At 69.0% G+C, this 14,244-nt stretch carries 15 protein-coding genes; 7 read left to right on the plus strand and 8 right to left on the minus strand.

Annotated elements, in window-relative coordinates:
- The first annotated feature begins 8 nt into the window (after positions 1-8).
- From otnI to AC07Q9_RS18580, 3 genes are read left to right on the plus strand one after another with little or no spacing between them, the layout of a single operon-like run.
- Positions 9-827 (plus strand): 2-oxo-tetronate isomerase, encoded by an 819-nt coding sequence (gene otnI / locus AC07Q9_RS18570; protein WP_495311198.1) that lies wholly within the window; start codon positions 9-11, stop codon positions 825-827.
- Positions 824-2,032 carry an amidohydrolase family protein gene (locus tag AC07Q9_RS18575; protein WP_495311200.1) on the plus strand — a complete coding sequence of 403 codons (1,209 nt, stop codon included), beginning with the start codon at positions 824-826 and terminating at the stop codon, positions 2,030-2,032. The genes otnI and AC07Q9_RS18575 overlap by 4 nt, the downstream gene beginning before the upstream one ends.
- Positions 2,029-2,496, plus strand: a complete 468-nt coding sequence (locus AC07Q9_RS18580) for a RidA family protein (RefSeq protein WP_093242688.1) — start codon at positions 2,029-2,031, stop codon at positions 2,494-2,496. The genes AC07Q9_RS18575 and AC07Q9_RS18580 overlap by 4 nt, the downstream gene beginning before the upstream one ends.
- On the opposite strand, the gene AC07Q9_RS18585 is transcribed toward AC07Q9_RS18580, so the two are convergent.
- The 8 genes from AC07Q9_RS18585 to AC07Q9_RS18620 all read right to left on the minus strand — a co-directional run bounded on the left by AC07Q9_RS18585 (position 2,489) and on the right by AC07Q9_RS18620 (position 9,833).
- Positions 2,489-3,139, minus strand: a complete 651-nt coding sequence (locus AC07Q9_RS18585; RefSeq protein ID WP_489060683.1) for a TetR family transcriptional regulator C-terminal domain-containing protein — start codon at positions 3,137-3,139, stop codon at positions 2,489-2,491. The two genes, AC07Q9_RS18580 and AC07Q9_RS18585, sit on opposite strands and share 8 nt — an antisense overlap.
- Positions 3,136-4,098, minus strand: coding sequence for a PDR/VanB family oxidoreductase (locus AC07Q9_RS18590; RefSeq protein ID WP_495311203.1), 963 nt, complete (start codon positions 4,096-4,098; stop codon positions 3,136-3,138). The genes AC07Q9_RS18585 and AC07Q9_RS18590 overlap by 4 nt, the downstream gene beginning before the upstream one ends.
- Before the next feature lie 21 nt (positions 4,099-4,119).
- Positions 4,120-4,713: an NAD(P)H-dependent oxidoreductase gene (locus tag AC07Q9_RS18595; RefSeq protein WP_139700783.1), complete on the minus strand. Its 594-nt coding sequence runs from the start codon at positions 4,711-4,713 to the stop codon at positions 4,120-4,122.
- A gap of 142 nt (positions 4,714-4,855) precedes the next feature.
- Positions 4,856-5,884 carry an ABC transporter substrate-binding protein gene (locus tag AC07Q9_RS18600; protein WP_159279191.1) on the minus strand — a complete coding sequence of 343 codons (1,029 nt, stop codon included), beginning with the start codon at positions 5,882-5,884 and terminating at the stop codon, positions 4,856-4,858.
- 57 nt (positions 5,885-5,941) lie between these two features.
- Entirely contained in the window at positions 5,942-7,321 is a 1,380-nt protein-coding gene (locus AC07Q9_RS18605; RefSeq protein WP_495311206.1) for an FAD-binding oxidoreductase, read from the minus strand.
- Entirely contained in the window at positions 7,311-8,195 is an 885-nt protein-coding gene (locus AC07Q9_RS18610) for an ABC transporter permease (RefSeq protein WP_216360118.1), read from the minus strand. The genes AC07Q9_RS18605 and AC07Q9_RS18610 overlap by 11 nt, the downstream gene beginning before the upstream one ends.
- Positions 8,173-8,997, minus strand: coding sequence for an ABC transporter ATP-binding protein (locus AC07Q9_RS18615; protein WP_495311208.1), 825 nt, complete (start codon positions 8,995-8,997; stop codon positions 8,173-8,175). Before AC07Q9_RS18615 ends, AC07Q9_RS18610 begins: the two co-directional genes overlap by 23 nt.
- Positions 8,998-9,011: 14 nt before the next feature.
- On the minus strand, positions 9,012-9,833 hold the full coding sequence (locus AC07Q9_RS18620) for a creatininase family protein (protein WP_495311210.1): 822 nt from the start codon (positions 9,831-9,833) through the stop codon (positions 9,012-9,014).
- Positions 9,834-10,089: 256 nt separating this feature from the next.
- Here AC07Q9_RS18620 and AC07Q9_RS18625 point away from each other — a divergent pair, with 256 nt between their 5' ends.
- From AC07Q9_RS18625 to AC07Q9_RS18640, 4 genes are read left to right on the plus strand one after another with little or no spacing between them, the layout of a single operon-like run.
- Positions 10,090-10,605: a DUF1269 domain-containing protein gene (locus AC07Q9_RS18625; protein ID WP_492682209.1), complete on the plus strand. Its 516-nt coding sequence runs from the start codon at positions 10,090-10,092 to the stop codon at positions 10,603-10,605.
- Positions 10,606-10,662: 57 nt separating this feature from the next.
- Positions 10,663-11,835, plus strand: a complete 1,173-nt coding sequence (locus tag AC07Q9_RS18630) for a c-type cytochrome (protein ID WP_495311211.1) — start codon at positions 10,663-10,665, stop codon at positions 11,833-11,835.
- Positions 11,832-13,619, plus strand: a complete 1,788-nt coding sequence (locus tag AC07Q9_RS18635; protein ID WP_495311212.1) for a cytochrome c oxidase subunit I — start codon at positions 11,832-11,834, stop codon at positions 13,617-13,619. The genes AC07Q9_RS18630 and AC07Q9_RS18635 overlap by 4 nt, the downstream gene beginning before the upstream one ends.
- Positions 13,616-14,233: a cytochrome c oxidase subunit 3 family protein gene (locus AC07Q9_RS18640; protein ID WP_489060700.1), complete on the plus strand. Its 618-nt coding sequence runs from the start codon at positions 13,616-13,618 to the stop codon at positions 14,231-14,233. Before AC07Q9_RS18635 ends, AC07Q9_RS18640 begins: the two co-directional genes overlap by 4 nt.
- Positions 14,234-14,244: the final 11 nt, after the last annotated feature.

The raw sequence follows: 14,244 nt of genomic DNA on the forward strand, positions 1-14,244 counted from the left end.
AACACCCCATGCCCCAATTTGCCGCCAACCTCTCGATGCTCTACCCGGAGCTCGCATTTCTCGACCGCTTCGACGCCGCCGCGAAAGACGGCTTCCAGGCCGTCGAGTACCTCTTTCCCTACGACTTCTCGAAAGAGGAAATCGTCGCCCGCCTGAAGCACAACGGCCTGCAGCAGGTGCTGTTCAACGGCCCACCCGGCGACTGGGCCGGCGGCGAACGCGGCCTGGCCTGCCTGCCGGGGCGCGAGGGCGAGTTCCGCGAAGGCATTGCCAAGGCCATCGACTACGCCGTGGCGCTCGACTGCCCGCGCATCCACGTCATGGCCGGCCTCGTGCCCGACAACCTCACGCGCGAGGCCGTAGAAGCCGTCTATGTCGGGAACCTGCGCTGGGCCGCGGCCGAGGCCGCGAAGGCCGGGCGCGACGTGCTGATCGAGCCGATCAACACGCGCGACATTCCGCGCTTCTTTCTCAACCGGCAGGACCACGCGCACCAGATCGTCGAGACCGTGGGCGCCGCCAACCTCAAGGTGCAGATGGACCTGTACCACTGCCAGATCGTCGAAGGCGACGTGGCGATGAAGCTGCGCCAGTACCTGCCGACCGGCCGCGTCGGCCACCTGCAGATCGCGGGCGTGCCCGAGCGCCACGAGCCCGATGTGGGCGAGCAGAACTACGACTACCTCTTCGGCGTGATCGACGAGGTTTCGGCGCAGTGCGGCTGGCAGGGCTGGGTCGGTTGCGAGTACCGCCCGCGCCGCGGCATGGAGCCCGGCGGCACCTCGGCCGGCCTGGGCTGGCTGCGCGACTGGCGCCAGCGCGCATGACGACCACGACGCTCGAAGCGCTGCGCATTCCGGCGCCGCTGCGGGGCTTCGCGGCAGCGGGCGATGCGCAGGTCTTCGACGTCACGATCGAGGGCGACAAGGTCGCGGCCATCGCGCCCAGCGCCTCGCAGACGCAGGCGCGCGGCACGCTGCTGAGCGCACTCGTCGAGGCGCATGCGCACATCGACAAGAACTTCACCGTGCAGGACGTCGGCGCTGCGCAGGGCGACCTGTTCACCGCCATCGAGCGCATGGGCCGCCACCGCGCGAGCTGGACCGGCGCCTCGCTGCGCCTGCGCATGGAGCGCGCACTGAACGAGGCCTGGCGCGCCGGCACGCGCGCGCTGCGCACGCACCTCGACTGGGTCGAGCCCGAGCCGCCGGCCGCGCTGGCCGTGTTCGAGGCGCTGCGCGAGGAATGGGCCGGCCGCATCGAGCTGCAGTTCGTCGCGCTCGTGCCGCTCGACGTGTTCGCCGACCTCGCCGCCGGCGAGCGCATCGCGCGCGACGTGAAGCGCGCGGGCGGTTCGCTGGGCGCTTTCATCTACCGCAACGACGGCCTCTTCGCCAAGCTGGGCCGCGTGTTCGACCTCGCGCAACAGCACGGGCTGGGGCTCGACTTCCACGTCGACGAAGGCCTGGACACCGACGCCAGCGGCCTGCGCAGCATCGCGCAGCTGGTGCGCGCGCGCGACTTCAAGGGCCGCGTGGTCTGCGGCCACGCCTGCTCGCTCTCGGTGCAGGACGATGCCGTGGCCGCAGAAACGCTCACGCTGTGCGCCGGCGCCGGGCTGCACCTCGTCGCGCTGCCGACCACCAACCTCTACCTGCAGGGCGCGTGGGACCGCACGCCCGTGGCGCGCGGCATCACGCGCATCCGCGAGGCGGCTGCGCACGGCCTGCGCGCCAGCCTGGCCACCGACAACGTGCAGGACGCCTTCTATCCCTACGGCAGCTACGACCTGCTCGAGACCTTCGGCCTGGGCGTGCAGATGGCGCACCTCGCGCCCGCCGCCGACTGGCTCGACACCATCACCGTGAACCCCGCGAAAGCGCTGGGCCTCGCGTGGGACGGCCGCATCGCGCCGGGCTGCCCGGCCGACCTGGTGGTGCTGGCCGCCACCGACGAACACGAACTCATCGGCCCGCGCGGACGGCAACGCACCGTCTACCGCGCAGGCCGGGCACTGGAGAACACACCATGAGCATGGGCAAGCCGATGGCCAACTATGCCGCCGCCAAGCGCGTCGGCGATTTCGTCTTCATGAGCGGCGTGGTCGCCGTCGACCCGGCCACGCGCCGCGCGGTGGCGGGCTACGACGCCATTCCCGAAGCCGCCCGCACCGCGCTGCAGGGCGTGGGCTATGCCACGGGCCAGATGTCGGTCGACGTCTTCGAGGCGCCCATCGTGGCGCAGAGCTGGTTCGTGCTGGAGCGCATCCGCCAGATCGCAGCCGAGCACGGCGGCACGATGGAAGACGTGGTGAAGCTGGTGCAGTACTTCCGCCACCTGCCGCACTACGCCTTCTACAACCGCGTGCGCGGCCTGTTCTATCCGGGCGAGCCGCCGGTGAGCACGGTGGTCGAGGTGTCGCGCTTCCTGCCGGGCGACGAGGTGCTCGTCGAAGTCGAGGCCACCATGTACCTGCCGCAGCGCGCGGCTACTTGACGCCCGCGCCCTTGAGCAGGAACTCCGTCACCTGCTCGATCAGGTAGCGGCGGTCCTTGTCCTCGCCCTGCTGCGCCGTGTTGCGGTAGTAGGCGGCCTGCGTGGCGTGGTCGGCGTAGAACTGCGTCACGGCCCAGATGTGGAACAGCACCAGCATCGGGTCGGCGGTGTCCATCAGGCCCTGGTTCATCCAGTTCTGGATCACGGCGGCGGCCTGGTCGGTGCGCTGCTTGCTCGTGTCCATCATGCTGTTGATGACGGGCGCGCCGCGCATCATCTCGGCGGTGAAGATGCGCGAGCGCAGCGGGTGCTCGAACGAGAACATCATCTTGCGCTGGATCAGGTCGCCCAGCACCTTGCGCGGGCCGAAGGCCTCGTCGCTGAAGCCGAACACCACGATCCAGTCGGTCAGGATGTCCTGCAGCACCTGGCGGTACAGCGCCTCCTTGCTCTCGATGTAGTAGTGCAGCTGCGCCTTCGACAGGCCCGCCTTGTCGGCGATGGCCTGCGTCGAGGCGCCGGCCAGCCCTTCGCTGGCGAACACCTCGATGGCGGCCTGGTTGATGAGGCCCAGCACTTGCGTGTACTTGCGCGAACGCCCGCGCGTGGCGGGGGCTTCGCTGTCGGTGTCCGTCACGCTCACAGCTGCAGCACCAGGTCGGGGCCCTTGGCGCGCGAGCAGCACAGTGCCACCTTGGTGCGCCGCTCGGTGCCCGTGAGGCAGAAGTCGCGGTGCTCGGCGCCGTTGCCGTCGCCCTCGACCACGCAGGTGCCGCACAGGCCCTGCTGGCACGACACGGGGATGTCGATGCCCACTTCATGCAGCGCATCGACCGCGGTCTGGTCGGCCGCGACCGGCACCTCGATGCCGCGCCGCGCCAGCTTCAGCGTGAAGGGCAGGCCCGTGGTGGCGGCGGCCGTGCCGGTGGGCGCGGCGAAGTACTCGGTGTGCAGTGCATCTTCGGGCCAGTGCGCGGCGGCCTCGCGCACCGCCTGCATGAAGCCGCCGGGGCCGCACACGTACAGGTGCGTGTCGGGCGCGCGCTCGGCCAGCAGGGCGTGCAGGTCGATGCGTTGCGTCGCATCGCCCTGGTCCAGGTGCAGCTTCAGGTGCGGCGCCAGCGCGGGCGCGTGCAGCGCCTCGGCGAAGGCCAGGTGCTCCTCGCTGCGCGCGAACACGCACAGCGTGAAGTCGGCGCCGCGCGCGGCCAGCGCCTGCGCCATGGCCAGCAGCGGCGTCATGCCGATGCCGCCGGCCAGCAGCAGGTGGCGCCGGGCCTCGGCGCGCAGCGGGAAGGTGTTGCGCGGTGCGCTGATCGCGATCAGGTCGCCCTCGCGCACGCGCTCGTGCATCGAGGCCGAGCCGCCGCGGCTGGCGTGCTCGCGCTTCACGCCGATCACGTAGCCGCCCGTGCCCGAGGGCGCGCGCGCCAGCGAGTACTGTCGCGAGAAGCCGCCGGGCATGTGCACGTCGATGTGCGCGCCGGCCTCGTAGCCGGGCAGCGGTCGGCCCCACGGGTGCGCCAGCTCGAAGGCCAGGATTTCCGGCGTCTGGCGCGAGATGCGTTCGACACGGACGGTCAGCGTGCGTTCGAGGCTCATGGTGTGTGTCTCCCTGCTTGTCTACTGGATGTTGTGCAGCGTGCGCGCCACGCGCGCGATGAAATGGGTGCGGTCGCTGTCGGTGACGGCGTTCATGTCGTGCAGCTGCAGCCACGTGACCTTGCAGCGCCACGCGAACAGCGCCCGCAGCGCGCGCGTGAACAGCCGCCGCCCGGGGTCGCCGATGGCCATCACGAACCAGCGTGGCGAGCCGCCGGTGGTCACCACCGTCAGCCGGCGGATGTGCCGCATGCCCGACTTGGCGAGCTGCCCCTTGCGCTCGGCGGGCAGGAAGGCCACGCCCGGCAGCCACACGCGCTCGAGCCAGCCCTTGAGCATGGACGGCGGTCCATGGAACCAGGTGGGGTAGACGAACACCAGGTGCTCGGCCCACAGCAGCGCTTCGACGTGGGGTTTCACGCGTTCGCGGATCAGTTCGGGGTTGTCGAGGTAGGCGATGCGCTCTTCGCGTGTCAGCGTCGGGTCGAAGCCCTCGGCGTACAGGTCGATGGCCTTGACGGGGTGTCGCGGCGTGAGGGCCTCGAGGGCGGTGCGGTACAGCGCGTGGTTGAAGCTGTCAGGGTTCGGATGGCAATGGACGACGAGCGTTTTCATGGTTCGGGCCGGTTCGCCTGTTCGGCGAGACGGGGTCAGAGCCCAAGGGAACAAAGGCCGCGCAGTGCCTTATGGCAACCCAGGCGCCGGCATCTGACCCCGGCGCAAGCCCCGCGCGACCCACGGGAAAAAACGAAGCGAATTACTTGCCGGTGAGCTTCTTGCGGATGTCGACACCCACGCCCTTGTTGACGAACTGCGTGGTCGCGACCTTCGACAGGTCGATCTCGCCCGGCTTGTACAGGCCGGCCTTGACCATCTTGTCGTAGAAGTCCTTCACGCGTGCCTCGTCCATGGCGCCGATGCCCTTGGTGAGCGAGTCGCCGCTGTCCACGATGCCCATCTTCTTGATGAGATCGATGGAGCCCTGCAGCGCGGCCGGCGTGGCGTCGGGGTTGGTCTTGGCCATGAGCTCGTTGGCGGCCTTGTTGTCGCCATAGAGGTAGTTGTTCCAGCCGACGATCGAGGCCTCGATGAACTTGCGCACCGTCTCGGGCTTGGTCTTGATGAGGTCGGCGCGGGTCTCGATGGTGGTGGCGTAGGTCGAGAAGCCGTGGTCGGCCAACAGGTGCACCACGGGGTCGAAGCCGGCCTGGGCCTTGATCGACAGCGGCTCCGAGATGGCGTAGCCCTGCTGGATCGACTTCTTGTCCGCGAGGAACGGGCCCACGTTGAAGGTGTAGGGCTTGAGCTGCGAGTCCTTGAAGCCGTGCTCCGACTTCATCCACTGCCAGAAGCTGAACTGGCCGTCCTTGCCGATGAAGGCCACGGGCGCCTTGGTCATGTCCTTGAAGGTGTCGTAGCCCTGGCCCGGGTGGGCGAACATGGCCTGCGGGTCTTTCTGGAAGATGGCCGCGACCACCACGGTGGGCACGCCGTTCTTCACGTTGTCGAAGGACTGCAGCAGGTTGCCGGTCATGAGGAAGTCGATCTTGCCGGCCGGCAGCATGGGCCGGTTGTTGACCATCGGGCCGCCCTGCATGATTTCCACGTCCAGGCCGTACTTCTTGTAGGTGCCGTCCACCAGCGCCTGGTAGAAGCCGCCGTGGCCGGCCTGCGCCTTCCAGTTGGTGGCGAACACCACTTTTTCCTGGGCGTGTGCGGCGAAGGCAGCACCTGCGAGGGCCAGGCCGAAGGCCAGCGGCCGAAGAGAGAAAGCGGGGATGCGCATGGGGACGGACTCCTGTGGAGGTTGGGATGGGGACGGGATGCGAAGACTAAATGTTTTTCAGCGCTCGACGGCCATGTCGGGCGTCCAGCCGCGCGTCTTGCCGGGGTTCATCAGGCCCATCGGGTCGCTGCGCTTCTTGAACTCGATCTGCTGCGTGTCGATGGTCTTCATGCCGCCGTCCTCGATGGTGAAGACGTGCGGGTTGAAGATCTGCGCGCCGCCCTGCGACTCGATCTCGCGCATCACCTCGTACTGGTGGGCCTCGCCCTTCCAGCGCACGAGCAGGATGCCGAAGGTGCCGCACTGGCCGTTGGCGCGTGCGAAGTCCTGGTGCTGCAGCACGTCGTCGCCGAAGATTTGCAGGTGGCGCTCGACCACGGCCGGATCGAAGGGTTGTGCGTAGGCCACCTGCAGGTAGGTCCAGCTGCGGTCGGCCTTCAGCGCCTGCAGCGTCGTGTGGTTGAAGGCGCACTCGTAGGCGGGCGGCAGGCCCTCGGCCTGCAGTTCGGCCTCGGTGCCGGCCACCGACAGGGTGCCGCCGTGCGCCGCCGCGAGCGCGCGGAACTCGGGCATCGAGTCGGGCGAGACCATGGTGAACACCGCGTGCCGGTCGGGCGGAAAGCGATCGCCCATGGCCGTGTAGTAGGGCGAGAAGCGCGCCTCCACGGTCGACAGCAGGAAGATGTCCAGCGAGGGCGCCTGCGCGGCAATGCCGAAGTCGAGCGCGCCGCGGTAGGTGTCGAACAGCGCCGTGCAATGCACCCAGTCGACCGCCGGGCTCAGCGCCACTTCCACGTCGAGGATCACGCCATTGGTGCCGTAGGCATGGTGCACCTGCTGGATCTCGTCGCCCACCAGCTCGATGACGCGCGGCTCGCGCTCCACCGTCATCACGCGCGCGCGCAGCAGGTTGCCGGGGTCGCGCAGGATGCCGTGGCGGAACGACCCGATGCCACCGAAGCCGCCCGCGATGAAGCCGCCGATACTGGCCACATGCCAGGTCGAGGGCCACATGCGCAGCGCCTGCCCGGTCTCGCGCGCGGCCAGGTCGATGTCGTGCATGCGCGCACCGGCCTCGACGCGGATGCGGCCGTCGGCCAGGTCGAGCACGCGGCACATCTGCGTCACGTCGAGCACGAGCCCGCCTTCGAGCGGCACGCACTGGCCGTAGTTGCCGGTGCCGCCGGCGCGCACGGTGAGCGGCAGCTTCCACTTCGCGGCCACGGCCGCGGCCTGGCGCACGTCGTCCTCGGTGCTGACCTTGACCACGAGGTCGGCCACGCAGCCCGCGAGCTGCGCCGTGAGGATGGGGCTGTACCAGTAGAAGTCCTTCGACAGCTGCTTGCGCTGGCTGGGCGTGGCGATCACGTTCAGGCCGTGCAGCTCGTCGCGCACGGCGTCCCAATCGACGGTGGACAGCGGGGTTCTAGCGTTCACGGCGCATCTCGCTCTCGTGCCAGTGGCCGAGCACCAGCCGCGACAGGGCGGCGAACACGATGAAGATCACGATGCCCAGCAGAGACACGAGCAGCAGCGCCGCGAACATCATCGGGATCTCGGTGCGGAAGCTCGACTCGAGGATGCGCGAGGCCAGCCCCGTTTCCTTGCCCGCCGTGCCGGCCGTGAACTCGGCCACCACCGCGCCGATCAGGCTCAGGCCGCCGGCGATCTTCAGGCCCGCCATGAAGTACGGCAGCGCGCTGGGCGCCAGCAGGTAGCGGAAGGTCTGCCAGGGCGAGGCCTTGTACAGCTGGAACAGGTCGCGCAGGTTGCTGTCGGCGCTCTTCAGGCCGATGACGGTGTTCGACAAGATGGGGAAGAAGGCCACGATCCACGCGCACAGCAACAGCGCCGCCGTGGTGCTCGACACGTAGATCAGGATCAGCGGCGCGATCGCGATGATCGGCGTCACCTGCAGGATCACGGCGATCGGGAACAGGCCGATCTCCACCCACTTGAACAGCGCAAACGCAATCGCCAGCAGCACGCCGCCGACGATGGCGGCGCCCAGCGCCAGCAGCGTGAGCTTCACCGTGAACCACAGCGCGCCCGAGAGCGAACCCCAGTTGTCGAACAGCGTGCGCAGGATGAGCGAGGGCGCGGGCAGGATGTAGTGCGGGATGTCGTTGGCGCGCACCATCCACTCCCACACCAGCAGCAGCGCCGCGACGATGACGACCGGCACGACGATGCGCAGCGTCGCCTCGCGCCGGCGCAGCTTGTCTTCGTGCGCGCGCAGCGTCTCGGCGGACGGCGTGGCTTCGTTGGTGTCGAGGGGCATCACGGTTTCAATGGTCGATGTCGAGGCCATGGAGCGCTCCGTGCAGAGATTGCGAAACAGCCGTGCAGTGCGCGTTGTAGCGGCTGGAGGTGCGGAAGGCTTCTCCGCGCGGGTAGGGCTCGTCGATGGCGATCTCGTCGATCACGCGGCCCGGGCGCGCCGCCATCACGACGATGCGGTTCGACAGGTAGACCGACTCGTACACGCTGTGCGTGACGAACACGATCGAGAAGCGGTGCTCGCGCCAGATGGCCAGCAGGTCGTTGTTGAGCTTGATGCGCGTCATTTCGTCGAGCGCGGCAAAGGGCTCGTCCATGAGCAGCAGGCGCGGGTGCGTGACCAGCGCGCGCGCGATCGACACGCGCATCTTCATGCCGCCCGAGAGCTCGCGCGGGTACACGTCGGCAAAGCGCGAGAGGCCGACCAGTTCCAGCACGTGCTGCACCACCGGCGCGGCTTCGTCGCGGCTCATGCCCGCGAGCTTGAGCGGCAGCCAGACGTTGTCGAACACCTTGGTCCAGGGCATGAGCGTGGGCTCCTGGAACACGAAGCCCAGGTCGCGGTCGCTCTTGCTGTCCTTGGCGCTGCCGGTGTTGGCGCCCGACCATTGCATGTCGCCCGAGCTGATGCGCGTGAGCCCGGCGATCAGCCGCAGCGCGGTGCTCTTGCCGCAGCCCGAGGGGCCCAGGAAGCTGACGAAGTCGTGCTCGCCGATGTCGAGCGTCATGCCCTGCAGGGCGAGCGTGCCGTTGGCAAAACGCTTGCCGACGTTGCGCAGGCGGACCAGCGGGGTGGCCGACGGCGCGGCGGTGGATGGCGTGGGGCTTTCCATGGGACTCCTTGGCGTCAGCGCCAGGCCGGAACGTTGGCCAGGCGCGAGAGCGGGAAGCGGTCGATCTCGTGCAGCAGTTCGACGAAGCGCCGGCCCACGTGGTCGAGCACCGCCGCGCCCTTCTCGGCGCTGGCGCGGGTGGCGTCGCCGGCGGCGCCGGCCGGGTTGATGTCGTGCATCTGCCAGCCGAGTTTGCCGCTGGGCGTGATCGACAGGAACTTGTTTTCGGCCGCCAGCTGCTCGGTCATGGAGCCGAAGTTCTGGAACTGATCCTTGCGCACATAGTCGGGCGTGAGGTGCAGCATCACCGAGCTCTCGAGGTCGCCGGCATGGATGCCGTGCTTGCCTTCGTGCGCGGTGAACAGGCCCTCGGGCAGGCCCAGCGTGTACCAGTTGGCGGCCACGACCATCATGTCGTGCTCTTCGCGCAGGTCGCGCGCCACGATGTCCATGACGCTCATCTGGCCGCCGTGGCTGTTGTAGAGCACCAGCTTGCGCACGCCGGCCTTGGCGACGCAGGCGCCGACGTCCTTCCACAGCGAGATCAGTGTGTTGGCCGACACCGTGAGCGTGCCCGGGTAGCGCGAGTGCTCGTTGCTCTTGCCGTAGGGCACGGTGGGCAGGAACAGCACCGGCAGGTCGTCGGGCAGGTAGGGCAGGCTGGCGCGCACCATGCCGTCGATGGTGGCGGTGTCGGTCGACATCGGCAAATGGGGGCCGTGCTGTTCGGTCGCGCCCACCGGCAGCACGGCGATCAGCCGTTCGCGGTCGAGGCGGGAGAACTCTTCACTGGTCAGGTCGGACCAGAAGCGGCTGCGCAACGGGGGCGGATTCATCGTGGCAAACCTCATGAGAACGGGTGGGGGAGTCTAAATTATCCACGTGGTCAAAAAAGGTAGACCATGCGTGGATACCCTTGCATAGCTGCTTGCAAGGGGCGTGCCAGCAAAACGATGCAGGTGGTCAAAACACCTGCGGGCGCCGTGTCGCATCGTCCGGCGCGGGCGCCCGCGGCCGACTTGAATGCGGCCCCTCTGGAGCCTATAACTCAGGCATGGTCTCTTGCTCGTCGCAAGACGGAAAGGAGGCGCCGTGAAAAGACGCATCTATTGGCTGTTGCCGGACCTGGCGAGTGCCAGGCAGGCGATGCACGATCTGCTGCGGGCGCGTGTCGACATCGCGCACCTGCATTTCGCCGCACGCGAAGGCCAGGACATGGCCGGGCTCCACGCGGCCAACGTCTGGCAGACCTCCGACCTCGTTCACGCCGCCAAGACCGGCTGGGTGCTCGGCACCGCCTGCGGTGTCGTCGCCGGGCTGCTGGCCGCGCTGCTGTTCCCGGTGTTCGGCGACGAGCCCGAGTGGGCCGTGGCCGTGGGCCTGGCGCTGCTGGGCGGTGTGGTGGGCGCCTGGTCGGCCACCATGGTCGGCGTGTCGATCCCGAGCCCGCGGCTGGCGCGCTTCGAGAGCGCCATCGCGCAGGGCCAGGTCCTGTTGATGGTCGACCTGCCGCCCGCGCGCGTGCGCGAGGTCGAGGCGATGCTGGAGGCCACGCACCCCGAGGCCCGCTTCGAGGGCGAAGAGCCGCGGATTCCGGCGATCCGCTGAAGCCACCGCGCATGCGACTCCCGGACCCCACGATGGCCACCCCAGGGAGCGCAGCACATGACCATCGCCGTCGTCCTGTTGTTCATCGTGGTGGCCTCGGTGGCGTTCCACCTCGTCAACCCGTGGTGGACGACGCCGCTGGCCTCCAACTGGCAGCGCATGGACGACACGCTGACCATCACGCTGGTCATCACGGGCCTGTTCTTCGTCGTCATCAACGTGTTCCTCGCCTACACCGTGGTGCGCTTTCGCCACCGCGAGGGGCGCCGCGTGGCGCCGCATGCGCCTGAGAACAAGACGCTCGAGCGCTGGCTGATCGGCGCCACCACCGTCGGCATCATGGCGCTGCTGGCGCCCGGCCTCGTGGTGTACGCGAACTACGTGCGCACGCCGCACGACGCGCTCCTGCTCGAGGTGCTGGGCCAGCAGTGGCAGTGGCGCTTTCGCCTGCCGGGCGCGGACGGCAAGCTGGGCGCGACCGATGCGCGCTTCGTCAGCGCCGCCAACCCCTTCGGGCTCGACCCGACCGACCCCGCAGGGCAGGACGACCTGCTGGTCCCCGGCGACGAGGTGCACCTGCCGATCGGCCAGCCGGTGCTGGTGCTGATGCGCTCCCACGACGTGCTGCACGACTTCTTCGTGCCCCCCATCCGCGCCCGCATGAACATCGTGCCGGGGCAGGTGAGCCGCTTCTGGTTCACGCCCACCGTCGCGGGCCGCTACGAGGCGCTGTGCGCGCAGCTGTGCGGCGTGGGGCACCCGAACATGCGCGGCTTCGTGGTGGTGGAGGACGCGGCGGCCTACGACGCCTGGCGCGCGACGCTGCCGACCTTCGGCGCGATGCAGCTGGCGCAGGCGGCCAAGGCGACGCAGGCTGCACAGGCACCGGCCGGCGGTGGCGGCGCCCGCGTCGACCAGGGCCGCGCGCTGGCCGACGCCAAGGGCTGCGTGGCCTGCCACACCGTCGACGGCAGCGCGCGCGTCGGGCCGACCTGGAAGGGCCTGTACGGCAAGAACGAGTCGATGGCCGACGGTAGCACGGCGCGGGTCGATGAGGCCTATCTGCGCAGCTTCATCCGCGACCCGCAGGCGCGCCATGTGAAGGGCTTCCCGCCGGTGATGCCGAAGATCGACCTGAGCGACGAGGAACTGGCCGCGCTGGTGGCCTACATCCAGAGTCTGGGCAGCCCGCCGGCGCAGGCTGCCACCGAACAGAAGGCTGCGCGATGACTTCTTCTGCGCTCACTCAAGACGACGAACACGACGACGCCGGCCACCCGGCGCCGCAGAGCTTCCTGCGCCGCTATGTCTGGAGCCAGGACCACAAGGTGATCGCCGTGCAGTACGCCTGCACCGCGATCGCGGTGGGCGTGGTCGGCCTGGTGCTGTCCAACCTCATGCGGCTGCAGCTCGGTTTTCCGGGCCAGTTCGAGTTCATCAACGCCGAGCGCTACTACCAGTTCGTGACCATGCACGGAATGATCATGGTGATCTACCTGCTCACGGCGCTGTTCCTCGGCGGCTTCGGCAACTACCTGATCCCGCTCATGGTTGGCGCGCGCGACATGGTGTTTCCCTACCTCAACATGCTGAGCTTCTGGGTCTACCTGCTGTCGGTGGTGGTGCTGATGGCGAGCTTCTTCGTGGCGGGCGGTCCCACGGGCGCGGGCTGGACGCTGTACCCGCCGCAGTCGATCCTGCCCGGCACGCCGGGCCACGGCGGCGGCATCGTGCTGATGCTGGTGTCGCTGCTGATCTTCATCGTGGCCACCACCATGGGCGGCCTGAACTACGCGACCACCGTGCTGCAGGCGCGCTGCCGGGGCATGACGCTGCTGCGCATGCCGCTCACGGTGTGGGGCATCTTCGTGGCCACGGTGCTGGCGCTGCTGGGTTTCCCGGCGCTGTTCGTCAGCGGCGTGATGCTGCTGCTGGACCGCACGATGGGCACCAGCTTCTTCATGCCGGCGCTGGTGTCGATGGGGCAGGTCACGGGCTACAAGGGCGGCAGCCCGCTGCTGTTCCAGCACCTGTTCTGGTTCTTCGGCCATCCCGAGGTCTACATCGTGGCGCTGCCGGCCTTCGGCATCGTGTCGGACCTGATCAGCGTGCATGCGCGCAAGCGCATCTTCGGCTATCGCACGATGGTGTGGGCCATCGTGGCCATCGGCGGGCTCAGCGTGGTGGTGTGGGCGCACCACATGTTCGTGAGCGGCATGAACCCGTACTTCGGCTTCTTCTTCGCGACCACCACGCTGGTCATCGCGGTGCCCACGGCGATCAAGGTCTACAACTGGCTGCTCACGCTGTGGCGTGGCGACATCCACCTGTCGGTGCCGATGCTGTTCGCGCTGGCCTTCATGTGCACCTTCGTCATCGGCGGGCTCACGGGCCTGTTCCTGGGCAACGTGAGCGTGGACATTCCGCTGTCGGGCACCTACTTCGTGGTGGCGCACTTCCACATGGTGATGGGCGTGGCGCCGCTGCTGGTGGTGTTCGGCGGCATCTACCACTGGTTCCCCAAGATCACCGGCCGCATGCTGGACGACCGGATCGGCCGGCTGCATTTCTGGATCACCTTCCTGGGCACCTACGCGATCTATTTCCCGATGCACTACCTCGGTGTGCTGGGCATGCCGCGGCGGTATTACAACTTCGACGGCTACAAGTTCATTCCGCCGTCGGCCTTCAGCCTCAACACCTTCATCACCGTGGCGGCGCTGGTGGTCGGCGCGGCGCAGCTGCTCTTCATCGCCAACCTGGCCTGGAGCGCCTGGCGCGGCCGGCCGGCCGGCGCCAACCCCTGGCGCGCCGCCTCGCTCGAATGGCAGACACCCGAAACGCCGCCCGGCCACGGCAACTGGGGGCCGCGGCTGCCTGTGGCGTACCGCTGGGCCTACGCCTACGGCGTGCCGGGCGCGGCGGAAGACTTCATCGCGCAGAACGCGCCGCCGCAGGCCAGCGACGACGAGAACGACGTGCCGGTGAGCGGTGCGCGGGGAGCCCCGGCATGAACGCGGATGCCGCCCTGCGCCTGCGCGGCCTGCCGCGTGACGTTCGGCTGCGCGACGCGCACGCCAGCGCTGCGGGCATCGGCCTGTGGGTCTTCATGGGCGTGGTCACCGCGCTGTTCTCCCTCTTCACGGTGGCCTACGTGATGCGCATGAGCAGCGGCGACGCGGTCGCACTCGCGCTGCCGTGGCAGCTGTGGCTCAGCTCGGCGCTGCTGGTGGCGGGCAGCGTGGCGCTGGAAGCCGCCTCGCGCCGCGTGGACCCGGCGCGCATGCGCCGCCTGCTGCTGGCCGGCGGCCTGTGCGCCGTGGGCTTCCTCGGCGTGCAGCTGTGGGCCTGGGCCGCGATGGTGCACGCGCAGGTCATGCCGGCGGGCAACCCGTCGGGCAGCTTCTTCTACCTGCTGACCGCCATGCACGGGCTGCACCTGGCGGGCGGGCTGGTCGGGTGGGCGATGGCGGCGCGCGTCGCGTGGGCTGACCCCGCCCGGGCCGGATGGCGCATCGCGCTGTGCGCACGCTACTGGCACTTCATGCTGGCCGTGTGGCTGGCGCTGTTCGCGCTGCTGGGGTGGGTGACGCCGGAGGTGGCGCGCGTCCTCTGCGGCACGGCGTGAGGAGGCTTCGC

The sequence above is a fragment of the Variovorax sp. GW821-FHT09A10 genome (assembly GCF_059418385.1).

What these genes read in the sequence shown, in the direction of transcription:
- otnI (WP_495311198.1), top strand. Translation starts at nt 9, where the DNA reads ATGCCCCAATTTGCCGCCAACCTCTCGATGCTCTACCCGGAGCTCGCA.
- AC07Q9_RS18575 (WP_495311200.1), top strand. Translation starts at nt 824, where the DNA reads ATGACGACCACGACGCTCGAAGCGCTGCGCATTCCGGCGCCGCTGCGG.
- AC07Q9_RS18580 (WP_093242688.1), top strand. Translation starts at nt 2,029, where the DNA reads ATGAGCATGGGCAAGCCGATGGCCAACTATGCCGCCGCCAAGCGCGTC.
- AC07Q9_RS18590 (WP_495311203.1), bottom strand. Translation starts at nt 4,098, where the DNA reads ATGAGCCTCGAACGCACGCTGACCGTCCGTGTCGAACGCATCTCGCGC.
- AC07Q9_RS18595 (WP_139700783.1), bottom strand. Translation starts at nt 4,713, where the DNA reads ATGAAAACGCTCGTCGTCCATTGCCATCCGAACCCTGACAGCTTCAAC.
- AC07Q9_RS18600 (WP_159279191.1), bottom strand. Translation starts at nt 5,884, where the DNA reads ATGCGCATCCCCGCTTTCTCTCTTCGGCCGCTGGCCTTCGGCCTGGCC.
- AC07Q9_RS18610 (WP_216360118.1), bottom strand. Translation starts at nt 8,195, where the DNA reads ATGGCCTCGACATCGACCATTGAAACCGTGATGCCCCTCGACACCAAC.
- AC07Q9_RS18615 (WP_495311208.1), bottom strand. Translation starts at nt 8,997, where the DNA reads ATGGAAAGCCCCACGCCATCCACCGCCGCGCCGTCGGCCACCCCGCTG.
- AC07Q9_RS18620 (WP_495311210.1), bottom strand. Translation starts at nt 9,833, where the DNA reads ATGAATCCGCCCCCGTTGCGCAGCCGCTTCTGGTCCGACCTGACCAGT.
- AC07Q9_RS18630 (WP_495311211.1), top strand. Translation starts at nt 10,663, where the DNA reads ATGACCATCGCCGTCGTCCTGTTGTTCATCGTGGTGGCCTCGGTGGCG.
- AC07Q9_RS18635 (WP_495311212.1), top strand. Translation starts at nt 11,832, where the DNA reads ATGACTTCTTCTGCGCTCACTCAAGACGACGAACACGACGACGCCGGC.
- AC07Q9_RS18640 (WP_489060700.1), top strand. Translation starts at nt 13,616, where the DNA reads ATGAACGCGGATGCCGCCCTGCGCCTGCGCGGCCTGCCGCGTGACGTT.